General features: G+C 71.4%; 7 protein-coding genes. 3 read left to right on the top strand and 4 right to left on the bottom strand.

Going from position 1 to position 10598, the window contains the following annotated elements; all coding sequences use genetic code 11:
* Window positions 1-210 precede the first annotated feature (210 nt).
* Window positions 211-777 (bottom strand): DJ-1/PfpI family protein, encoded by a 567-nt coding sequence (locus tag ACFV9M_RS05730; RefSeq protein ID WP_385075184.1) that lies wholly within the window; start codon window positions 775-777, stop codon window positions 211-213.
* A gap of 600 nt (window positions 778-1377) precedes the next feature.
* Between ACFV9M_RS05730 and ACFV9M_RS05725 the strand changes: the two genes are divergently transcribed.
* Window positions 1378-6321, top strand: coding sequence for an NAD-glutamate dehydrogenase (locus ACFV9M_RS05725; protein ID WP_385075186.1), 4944 nt, complete (start codon window positions 1378-1380; stop codon window positions 6319-6321).
* A gap of 112 nt (window positions 6322-6433) precedes the next feature.
* On the opposite strand, the gene ACFV9M_RS05720 is transcribed toward ACFV9M_RS05725, so the two are convergent.
* Entirely contained in the window at window positions 6434-7201 is a 768-nt protein-coding gene (locus ACFV9M_RS05720) for an ABC transporter ATP-binding protein (RefSeq protein ID WP_385075207.1), read from the bottom strand.
* A gap of 100 nt (window positions 7202-7301) precedes the next feature.
* Window positions 7302-8219 carry an ABC transporter permease gene (locus ACFV9M_RS05715; RefSeq protein ID WP_385075188.1) on the bottom strand — a complete coding sequence of 306 codons (918 nt, stop codon included), beginning with the start codon at window positions 8217-8219 and terminating at the stop codon, window positions 7302-7304.
* 263 nt (window positions 8220-8482) lie between these two features.
* Here ACFV9M_RS05715 and ACFV9M_RS05710 point away from each other — a divergent pair, with 263 nt between their 5' ends.
* Entirely contained in the window at window positions 8483-9109 is a 627-nt protein-coding gene (locus ACFV9M_RS05710; protein WP_385075191.1) for a TetR/AcrR family transcriptional regulator, read from the top strand.
* A gap of 366 nt (window positions 9110-9475) precedes the next feature.
* Here the strand turns inward: ACFV9M_RS05710 and ACFV9M_RS05705 are convergent, their stop codons facing one another.
* Complete coding sequence (locus ACFV9M_RS05705; protein WP_385075194.1) at window positions 9476-10030, bottom strand: MarR family winged helix-turn-helix transcriptional regulator; 555 nt, start codon at window positions 10028-10030, stop codon at window positions 9476-9478.
* Between the two features lie 141 nt (window positions 10031-10171).
* Here ACFV9M_RS05705 and ACFV9M_RS05700 point away from each other — a divergent pair, with 141 nt between their 5' ends.
* Window positions 10172-10585, top strand: a complete 414-nt coding sequence (locus ACFV9M_RS05700; protein ID WP_385075197.1) for an organic hydroperoxide resistance protein — start codon at window positions 10172-10174, stop codon at window positions 10583-10585.
* Window positions 10586-10598 lie beyond the last annotated feature (13 nt).

Below are 10598 nucleotides of genomic sequence, written 5' to 3'. Positions count from 1 at the left end.
GCCCTTGGGAGCGCCGCACCCGCGTCGACTGCGCAACCGGTGATGACTCCTGGTCCGGCCGGTTGTGGCGTGGATCCGGTGATGGCTGCTGATCCGGTCGTGGGCGTGGATCGATGGCGGCGGCCGCGGATCCGGTGGCGGCCCCGGATCCGGTGGTGGCCGTGGATCCGGCAGCCGGCCGCTGCGGGTCCGGTGGTGTCCGGGAGCGGCTCAGACCGCCGGTGCCTTCGCGCGCAGCACGGTGAGGAACTCGCGCATCCAGGCCGGGTGGTCCGGCCAGGCGCGGGAGGAGACCAGCGTGCCGTCGACCACGGCCTCGGTGTCCTGGAAGGTGGCGCCGGCGGTCTGCATGTCGGGCTCCAGCGCCGGATAGGCGGTGACGCGGCGGCCGCGGAGGCTGTCGGTGGCGGCGGTGAGGAGGGGGCCGTGGCAGATCTGGGCGACCGGCTTGTCCGCGTCGAAGAACGACTTGACGATCTTGCGGAGTTCGGGGTCGTTGCGCAGGTACTCGGGGGCGCGGCCCCCGGGGACGACCACGGCGGCGTACTGGCCGGGATCGACCTCGGAGAAGGCCAGGTCGGCCGGCCAGGTGTAGCCGGGCTTCTCGGTGTAGGTGTCGAAGCCGGGCTCGAAGTCGTGGACGACGAAGCGGAGCTGCTTGCGGGCGGGGGCGGCGATATGGACCTCGTAGCCCTCCTCGCGCAGGCGTTGGTAGGGGTAGAGGACCTCCAAGGACTCCGCTGCGTCGCCGGTGACGATGAGGATCTTCGCGGTCATGACGGACGGCTCCTCTCGGGCGGGCGCTCTTCCAGCAACGTGCCTCTTGGTGGCGGCCCTGCCAAGAGGTGGGGTGCTTTCAGGTTGCCCGGGAGCGGGCCGCGCGTCGACTTTTCCGTCCGGGGCCGCGGCCCCCGTGTTCTCCGCCACACACACAACGCCTCGCCCCACCGCTGTGCAGAACGTCAAACTTGCAGCCCCTGTTTTGTACACATACGGCTCATGACGGGCCCCCCGTGGGGAGCGATAGCCTTGGTGGCGTGATCAGCGCGATAGCTCGCGGGGGCGATGTCGCCCCTGCCCCGCGCCCGGTGACCGCGGACGACGACCGCGGCCGGGTGGCAGTCGCTGGTCCGCACGGGCGGGACGGGGCCACGAGGGACCCCAGGACGCCGTACACACCCCGGGCACAGGCGGCGCGGAGATCAGCGTCACACCCCGGAGCGGCGTCGAGAATGGCTGATAACGCCCCGTGCATCTCCCCTTGCGGCATAGCGTCGGAGCAGACCGGAGACCCCGGGACGTGGCGTCGAGCCGCAGGGGAAGAGACCGTACTTCCTTCTACGTCACGCAACGGCGCGCGACAGGAGTCAGAGGACAATGCAGACCAAGCTGGACGAAGCCAAGGCCGAGTTGCTCGAAAGGGCGGCCCGGGTCGCTGAGAACAGCCCGGCCGGGGGGCACCTACCGACCGGGACGACGGACGGGAGCGGTCCGGGGATCCCGGACCACGAGGCCGTGCTGTCGTTCCTCCAGCGCTACTACCTGCACACCGCCCCGGAGGACCTCACCGACCGCGACCCGGTCGACGTCTTCGGAGCCGCCTTCTCCCACTACCGGCTGGCCGAGAACCGCCCGCAGGGCACCGCGAACGTCCGCGTGCACACCCCGACCGTCGAGGAGAACGGCTGGACCTGCAGCCACTCCGTCGTCGAGGTCGTCACCGACGACATGCCCTTCCTGGTCGACTCGGTGACGAACGAGCTGACCCGGCAGGGACGGGGCATCCACCTCGTCATCCACCCGCAGGTCGTCGTCCGCCGCGACCTCACCGGCAAGCTCGTCGAGGTGCTCGCGGCACCGCCCTCCGCGGGCCTGCCGCACGACGCGCACGTCGAGTCCTGGATCCACGTCGAGACGGACCGCGAGACCGACCGCGCCGACCTCAAGCAGATCACCGCCGACCTGCTGCGCGTCCTGTCCGACGTCCGTGAGGCCGTCGAGGACTGGGAGAAGATGCGGGACGCGGCCCTGCGCGTCGCCGACCGGCTCCAGGACGAGCCCGTCCCCGGCGACCTGCCCGCGCCCGAGGTCGAGGAGGCCCGCGAGCTGCTGCGCTGGCTGGCCGCCGACCACTTCACCTTCCTCGGCTACCGGGAGTACCAGCTGCGGGAGGACGACTCCCTCGCCGCCGTCCCCGGCACCGGCCTCGGCATCCTGCGCTCCGACCCGCACCACGCCGAGGGCGAACCCCACCCCGTCAGCCCCTCCTTCGAGCGGCTCCCGGCCGACGCCCGCGCCAAGGCCCGCGAGCACAAGCTGCTCGTGCTGACCAAGGCCAACAGCCGCGCCACCGTGCACCGGCCGTCCTACCTCGACTACGTCGGCGTCAAGAAGTTCGACGCGGACGGCAACGTCGTCGGGGAGCGGCGCTTCCTCGGCCTGTTCTCCTCCGCCGCCTACACCGAGTCGGTGCTGCGGGTGCCGGTCGTCCGGCGCAAGGTCGACGCCGTCCTGAAGGGCGCCGGCTTCTCACCCCACAGCCACGACGGCCGCGACCTGCTCCAGATCATGGAGACCTACCCGCGCGACGAGCTGTTCCAGACGCCGGTGGGCGAACTCCAGTCCATCGTCACCTCCGTCCTCTACCTCCAGGAACGCCGGCGGCTCCGCCTCTACCTGCGGCAGGACGAGTACGGCCGCTACTACTCCGCGCTCGTCTACCTGCCGCGCGACCGCTACACCACCGGTGTCCGGCTGCGGATCATCGACATCCTCAAGGAGGAACTCGGCGGCATCAGCGTCGACTTCACCGCCTGGAACACCGAGTCGATCCTCTCCCGCCTGCACTTCGTCGTCCGCGTCCCGCAGGGCACCGAGCTGCCGCAGCTGTCCGACAGCGACAAGGAGCGCATCGAGGCCCGGCTGGTGGAGGCGGTCCGGTCCTGGGCCGACGCGTTCTCCGAGGCGCTCACCGCCGAACTGGGCGAGGAGCGGGCCGCGGAGCTGCTGCGCCGGTACGGCAACGCCTTCCCCGAGGGCTACAAGGCCGACCACATCCCGCGCGCGGCCGTCGCCGACTTGGTCCACCTCGAACGGCTCGACGAGGAGCGGAACTTCGCGCTCAGCCTGTACGAGCCGGTGGGCGCCGGCCCCGACGAGCGCCGCTTCAAGATCTACCGCAAGGGCGACGCGATCTCCCTGTCGGCCGTGCTGCCGGTCCTCAGCCGGCTCGGCGTCGAGGTCGTCGACGAGCGGCCCTACGAGCTGCGCCTGGCCGACCGCAGCGTCGCCTGGATCTACGACTTCGGTCTGCGCATCCCGCGCTCCCTGGGCGGCGGCAACGGCGACCACCTCGGGGACGACGGCCGCGAGCGGTTCCAGGAGGCGTTCGCCGCGACCTGGACCGGCAAGGCGGAGAACGACGGCTTCAACGCCCTGGTGCTGAGCGCCGGCCTGAACTGGCGGCAGGCGATGGTGCTGCGCGCGTACGCCAAGTACCTGCGGCAGGCCGGCTCCACCTTCAGCCAGGACTACATGGAGGACACCCTCCGCAACAACGTCCACACCACCCGGCTGCTGGTCTCCCTGTTCGAGGCGCGGATGTCGCCGGACCGGCAGCGCGCCGGGCACGAGATCGTCGACGCCCTCCTGGAGGAGCTCGAGGCCGCCCTGGACCAGGTGGCCTCCCTCGACGAGGACCGCATCCTGCGCTCCTTCCTCACCGTCCTCAAGGCGACCCTGCGCACCAACTTCTTCCAGCGGACCGCCGACGGCACACCGCACGACTACGTGTCGATGAAGTTCGACCCGCAGGCCGTCCCGGACCTGCCGGCGCCCCGCCCCGCCTTCGAGATCTGGGTGTACTCGCCGCGCGTGGAGGGCGTGCACCTGAGGTTCGGGAAGGTCGCGCGCGGCGGTCTGCGCTGGTCCGACCGGCGGGAGGACTTCCGCACCGAGATCCTCGGCCTGGTCAAGGCGCAGATGGTGAAGAACACCGTCATCGTGCCGGTCGGCGCCAAGGGCGGCTTCGTCGCCAAGCAGCTGCCCGACCCGGCCGCGGACCGCGACGCCTGGATGGCCGAGGGCATCGCCAGCTACCGGACCTTCATCTCCGCCCTGCTCGACATCACCGACAACATGGTCGCCGGCGAGGTCGTGCCCCCGGCGGACGTGGTCCGCCACGACGGGGACGACACCTACCTGGTCGTCGCCGCCGACAAGGGCACCGCCACCTTCTCCGACATCGCCAACGAGGTCGCCCAGACGTACGGCTTCTGGCTCGGCGACGCCTTCGCCTCCGGCGGCTCCGCCGGGTACGACCACAAGGCGATGGGCATCACCGCGCGCGGCGCCTGGGAGTCCGTGAAGCGGCACTTCCGCGAGCTGGGCGTGAACACGCAGGTCGAGGACTTCACGGTGGTCGGCATCGGCGACATGTCCGGTGACGTGTTCGGCAACGGCATGCTGCTCTCCGAGCACATCCGCCTGGTCGCCGCCTTCGACCACCGGCACATCTTCATCGACCCGGACCCGGACGCGGCGACGTCGTACGCCGAGCGCCGCCGCCTGTTCGAACTGCCCCGCTCCAGCTGGGCCGACTACGACACCGGGCTGCTGTCGGCCGGTGGCGGCGTCTTCCCCCGTACGGCGAAGGCGATCCCGGTCAACGCACACGTCCGCGAGGCCCTCGGCATCGAGGCGGGCGTCACCAAGCTGACCCCGGCCGACCTGATGAGGGCGATCCTCGCCGCGCCGGTGGACCTGCTGTGGAACGGCGGCATCGGCACCTACGTCAAGGCGTCCACCGAGTCGAACACCGACGTCGGCGACAAGGCGAACGACGCCATCCGCGTCGACGGCGCCGACCTGCGCGTCAAGGTCGTCGGCGAGGGCGGCAACCTGGGCCTGACCCAGCTCGGGAGGATCGAGTTCGCCCGGCGCGGCGGCCGGATCAACACGGACGCCATCGACAACAGCGCGGGCGTGGACACCTCCGACCACGAGGTGAACATCAAGATCCTGCTCAACGGCGTGGTCGCCGACGGCGACATGACCGTCAAGCAGCGCAACAAGCTGCTCGCCGAGATGACCGACGAGGTCGGCCGGCTCGTGCTGCGCAACAACTACGCGCAGAACACGGCGATCGCCAACGCCCTCGCCCAGTCCAAGGACATGCTCCACGCCCAGCAGCGGTTCATGCGCCACCTGGTGCGCGAGGGCCACCTCGACCGGGCGCTGGAGTTCCTGCCCGCCGACCGGCAGATCCGCGAGCGCCTCGCCGCCGGCCAGGGCCTGACCGGGCCGGAGACGGCCGTCCTCATGGCGTACACGAAGATCACGGTGTCGGACGAGCTGCTGCACACCTCGCTGCCCGACGACCCCTACCTGCGCACCCTGCTGTACGCCTACTTCCCGGCCGCGCTGCGCGAGCGGTTCCCCGAGCACATCGACAGCCACCCGCTGCGCCGCGAGATCACCACGACCGTCCTGGTCAACGACACCGTCAACACCGGCGGTACGACCTATCTGCACCGGCTGCGGGAGGAGACCGGCGCCTCGCTGGAGGAGATCGTGCGGGCGCAGACCGCGGCCCGGGCGATCTTCCGTTCGGCTCCCGTGTGGGACGCGGTGGAGGATCTCGACAACAGGGTCGAGGCGGCCGTCCAGACCCGCATCCGCCTGCACTCGCGTCGCCTGGTGGAACGCGGCACGCGCTGGCTGCTCAACAACCGGCCGCAGCCGCTGGAGCTCGCCGAGACGGTGGACTTCTTCGCCGACCGCGTCGAGCAGGTCTGGTCGCAGCTGACGAAGCTGCTGCGGGGTGCGGACCTGGAGTGGTGGCAGATGATCCACGACGAGCTCACCGGCGCCGGCGTGCCCGACGAGCTCGCCACCCGGGTGGCCGGCTTCTCGTCGGTGTTCCCGGCGCTCGACATCGTGTCGGTGGCCGACCGCACGGGCAAGGACCCGCTGGACGTCGCCGAGGTGTACTACGACCTCGCCGACCGGCTGCACATCACCCAGCTCATGGACCGCATCATCGAGCTGCCGCGCGCCGACCGCTGGCAGTCCATGGCCCGCGCCTCCATCCGCGAGGACCTGTACGCGGCCCACGCGGCGCTGACCGCGGACATCCTGTCCGTCGGCAACGGCACCTCGACGCCCGAGCAGCGGTTCACGGCCTGGGAGCAGAAGAACGCGGCGATCCTGGGGCGGGCGCGCGTCACCCTGGAGGAGATCCAGGGGTCGGAGACGTTCGACCTGGCCAACCTGTCGGTGGCGATGCGGACGATGCGGACCCTGCTGCGGACGCATTCGTAGGGTCTGACCGCACCGCGCGAGGGCGCGCCCCCCGAGGCCTCGGGGGGCGCGCCCTCGCGTCGTTCGCGGTGCAGGCGGGAGAGGCCCGCGTGCGGAAGAGGCGGGCGGGCCGCTACGCCGGCTGCTTCGGGCGCGGCTTCTTCTTCGGCTTGTCGCCGGTGAACGCCTCGTAGGCCTGCATGACCTCCTCCGTGGGGCCGTCCATGCGCAGTTCGCCGCGCTCCAGCCACAGCACGCGGTCGCAGGTGGTGCGTATCGCGTTGTTGCTGTGGCTGACGAGGAAGACGGTGCCCGCGTGCTTGCGCATCTCCTGGATGCGCTCGGCCGACCGCGCCTGGAAGCGCGCGTCGCCGGTGGACAGCGCCTCGTCGATGAGCAGCACGTCGTGGTCCTTGGCGGCGGCGATGGAGAAGCGCAGCCGGGAGCCCATGCCGGAGGAGTAGGTGCGCATGGGCAGGGAGATGAAGTCGCCCTTCTCGTTGATGCCGGAGAAGTCGACGATCTCCTGGTAGCGCTCCTTGATCTGCTCGCGGGACATGCCCATCGCCAGGCCGCCGAGGTAGACGTTGCGCTCGCCCGTCAGGTCGCCCATGAGGGCCGCGTTGACGCCGAGGAGGGAGGGCTGGCCGTCGGTGTAGATCTTGCCGCGCTCCACGGGGAGCAGGCCCGCGACCGCCTTGAGCAGGGTCGACTTGCCGGAGCCGTTGGTGCCGATCAGCCCGATCGCCTCGCCCTTGTGGGCGACGAAGGAGACGTTCTTGACGGCGTGCACGGTGCGGACGCCCGCCGCCTTCTCGGTCTGCTTGCGGCGCAGCATGCGGTTGAGGGCGGCGGTCGCGGAGCCGCGTCCGGCGCCGGTGCCGTTGACCCGGTAGACGATGTCGACGCCGTCCGCGACGACGGTGGGGACGCGCCCGTCGGTGGGGACGCGCTCGTGGGTCGGGGTCGGGGTCGGGGTCGGCTCGGTGAGTCCTGCGGTGTCAGCCACGGCCGTACGTCTCCTCAGCCTTCCAGAAGTAGATGAAGCCGCCGGCGCCGGCGAGCAGGGCCCAGCCGGCCGCCCAGGCCCACACGTGCGGGGGCAGCTGGCTCGCGGTGAACGTGTCGATCAGCGCGAAGCGCATCAGGTCGATGTAGATGGCGGCCGGGTTGGCGCGCAGCAGGTCGCCGACCCAGGCCGGCAGGTCGCTGTGCTGGCGGAGCAGGTTGTCGATGCTCCACATCACGCCCGAGATGTACATCCAGGTGCGCAGGACGAACGGCATCAGCTGGGCGATGTCGGGAGTCTTGGCGCCGAGGCGGGCCAGGATCATCGAGACGCCCGCGTTGAAGACGAACTGGAGCAGCAGGGCGGGTACCGCCAGCACCCAGGAGACGGCGGGCGGGACGCCGACGCACAGCAGGATGACCACCAGCGCGGCCATCGAGAACAGCAGCTGTTGCAGCTGCTGGAGGCAGAAGGAGATCGGCAGGGCGGCGCGCGGGAAGTGCAGGGCCCGCACCAGGCCGATGTTGCCGGAGATCGCCCGGGTGCCCGCCATGATCGAGCTCTGGGTGAACGTCCACACGAACACGCCCGTGACCAGGAACGGGATGAAGTCCGGCACGCCCTCCTTGGTCTCCAGCAGGACGCCGAAGATGAAGTAGTAGACCGCCGCGTTCAGCAGGGGGGTCATGACCTGCCAGACCTGGCCGAGCCTCGCCTGGCTGTACTGCGCGGTGAGCTTGGCGGTGGCGAACGCGCTGATGAAGTGGCGGCGGTCCCACAACTGGCGGACGTAGACCGGCAGGGACGGGCGGGCGCCGCTGACCGACAGGCCGTGCCGGGCCGCGAGAGCCGCGAGGTCTTCGTGGACCTCTGGCCGCGTCGGGGGCGGTGTGTGGAGGACCTGGCTCACATCCGCTGCTTTCACTCGGGGGGTGGGGTGCGTGCGTCCGGCGTGCGCCCGTCGTCACCCGGCGTTCTCTTACGCTTCTCTTCACGTTTTCTTACGTCGGGACGGGACCGTATCGTCGCAACGTGAGCGTAAGGCGAATGGGCGTCGGAACGCAACCGTTTCGTCGTCACGGTGGCGTCGTCCCGCCGGGGTTGCGCGGGGAAGGGGGCGGGGAGGGCGCGTGGGGACGGGCCCGTATCGTCGCAACGCCCTATGCTGTCCGCATGACGACGAACGCCGACGGTCCCCAGACGCGTCCGCGCCGCCGGACCCCCGCCGGAGCGGCCGTGCTCCGGGAGGATGTGACGGAGGCCATCCGGGCGGCCGTGTTCGAGGAGCTCGCGACCGTCGGCTACGCGCGGATGTCCATCGAGGGCATCGCCCGGCGCGCCGGTGTCGGCAAGACCGCGGTGTACCGGCGCTGGCGCTCCAAGCTGCACCTGGTGCTGGACGTCGTCTCGGCGATCGCCGTACAGGGACTGCCGGCCCCGGACACCGGGAGTCTGGAGGGGGACCTCAGGCTGCTGTACGAGGTGACGTCCCGGGCGTTGCGGCATCCGGTCGCCTCGCAGATCATCCCCGACCTCCAGGCCGAGGCGGCCCGCAACCCGGAGATCGCCGAGGCGATGCAGAAGGCGCTGCGGGACGGGCAGGAGGGGGTCGCGCTGAAGATCGTGGCGGCGGCGGCCCGGCGCGGCGAGGTGCGCGAGGGCCTCAACGACGAACTGGCGCTCGACCTGATCTCGGGGCCGCTGTACTGGCGCTCGGTCGTGATCCGCAGCCCGAAGCTGCCCAAGGGGTACCTGGACGCCCTGGCGCGCGCGACCGCCGAGGCGATCAAGGCCCTGTGAGCGGGGGCTGGCCGGGACGCCGAGCCCGGTCCAGAGCGGGGGAGTGGCCGGGCGGCGCCCGGAGCGCTTCAGGGTGAGGGTGTGGCGGGCGGTGCCCGGAGTGCTTCAAGTTGAGGGTGTGGCCGGGCGGTGCCCGGAGCGCTTCAGGGTGAGGGTGTGGCCGGGCGGCGCCCGGAGCGCGCGGGCGGCGGTGGCATGGGCCCCGGCCAGGGCGACGACGTGGATGTGGACCCGGACGCGGGGGCCGTCGGGAGGTAGCCGGCGCCGCCCGTGACCGACCAGGTCATCCGTGCCTCCCCCGGCCGGCGCCGCCCGTGACCGACCGGGTCGGTCATGTGTGCCTCCCCTTGACGGCCGCGGGTCGCCTCACGGTCGGACAGCCGGCGGGCCCTCCCGCACCGGCTGGTCGCGCCCCGCCTCGCCGCCCCCGGCGCCCTCCGCCACCGCCGCCGCGTCCAGCGCCTCGGTGAGCCGGTCGAGGCGTTCGCGCAGCGCGCGGATCTCCTCCAGGTCGAAGCCCGTGGCGCCGGCGATCCGGCGCGGCACCCGCAGGGCCCGCTCGCGCAGCGCCGTGCCCTCCTCGGTCGGCCGGACCACGACCGAGCGTTCGTCGCGCGCGTTGCGCTCCCGCCGGACCAGACCGGCCGACTCCAGCCGCTTCAGGAGCGGCGAGAGGGTACCGGAGTCCAGTCGCAGGTGTTCGCCCAGCTTCTTGACGGGCAGCTCGCCCTCCTCCCAGAGCACCAGCATCACCAGGTACTGGGGGTAGGTCAGCCCGAGGTCCTTGAGGATCACGCGGTAGACGCCGTTGAAGGCGCGCGAGGCGGCGTGCAGGGAGAAGCAGATCTGGCGGTCCAGGCGGAGCCAGTTCTCCTCGGGGGCGGCGGGAGTGCCGGTGTCGGGCGTCGGCGGCGGGGTCATGCCTCCAGGGTAGCTCTTGGGGGCTATTTAGTTGTGCACAATTTGATTGTGTGCTTCACTTCTAGGGTGGGACGGCCCGGACGCCACCGCGCGAGGGCCGGCCACCCCCCGACACCGATCTCCGCAAGGGATGGTTCATCCATGGACGCGCTCTACACCGCGGTCGCCACCGCCACCCACGGCCGCGACGGCCGCACCGTCTCCTCCGACGGCAGGATCGACCTCCAGCTGGCCATGCCGGTGGAGCTCGGCGGAAACGGCCAGGGCACCAACCCCGAGCAGCTCTTCGCCGCCGGGTACGCGGCCTGTTTCGGCAGCGCCCTCGCCCTGGTCGGCCGTCAGGCGAAGGCCGACGTCAGCGACGCCGCGGTGACCGCCGAGGTCGGCATCGGCAAGCAGGGCGAGGGCTTCGGCCTCAAGGTCACCCTCCGCGTCGAGCTGCCGGACACCGTGGACGAGGAGACCGGCCGCAAGCTGGTCGAGCAGGCCCACCAGGTCTGCCCCTACTCCAACGCCACCCGCGGCAACATCGAGGTCGACCTCGTCGTCGAGTGACGGCCGGAAACCC

This window comes from Streptomyces sp. NPDC059895 (genome assembly GCF_042731035.1).
GTDB lineage: Bacteria > Actinomycetota > Actinomycetes > Streptomycetales > Streptomycetaceae > Streptomyces.
This window is presented reverse-complemented; position numbering and strand designations above follow the sequence as displayed.

What these genes read in the sequence shown, in the direction of transcription:
- ACFV9M_RS05730 (WP_385075184.1), bottom strand. Translation starts at nt 777, where the DNA reads ATGACCGCGAAGATCCTCATCGTCACCGGCGACGCAGCGGAGTCCTTG.
- ACFV9M_RS05725 (WP_385075186.1), top strand. Translation starts at nt 1,378, where the DNA reads ATGCAGACCAAGCTGGACGAAGCCAAGGCCGAGTTGCTCGAAAGGGCG.
- ACFV9M_RS05710 (WP_385075191.1), top strand. Translation starts at nt 8,483, where the DNA reads ATGACGACGAACGCCGACGGTCCCCAGACGCGTCCGCGCCGCCGGACC.
- ACFV9M_RS05705 (WP_385075194.1), bottom strand. Translation starts at nt 10,030, where the DNA reads ATGACCCCGCCGCCGACGCCCGACACCGGCACTCCCGCCGCCCCCGAG.
- ACFV9M_RS05700 (WP_385075197.1), top strand. Translation starts at nt 10,172, where the DNA reads ATGGACGCGCTCTACACCGCGGTCGCCACCGCCACCCACGGCCGCGAC.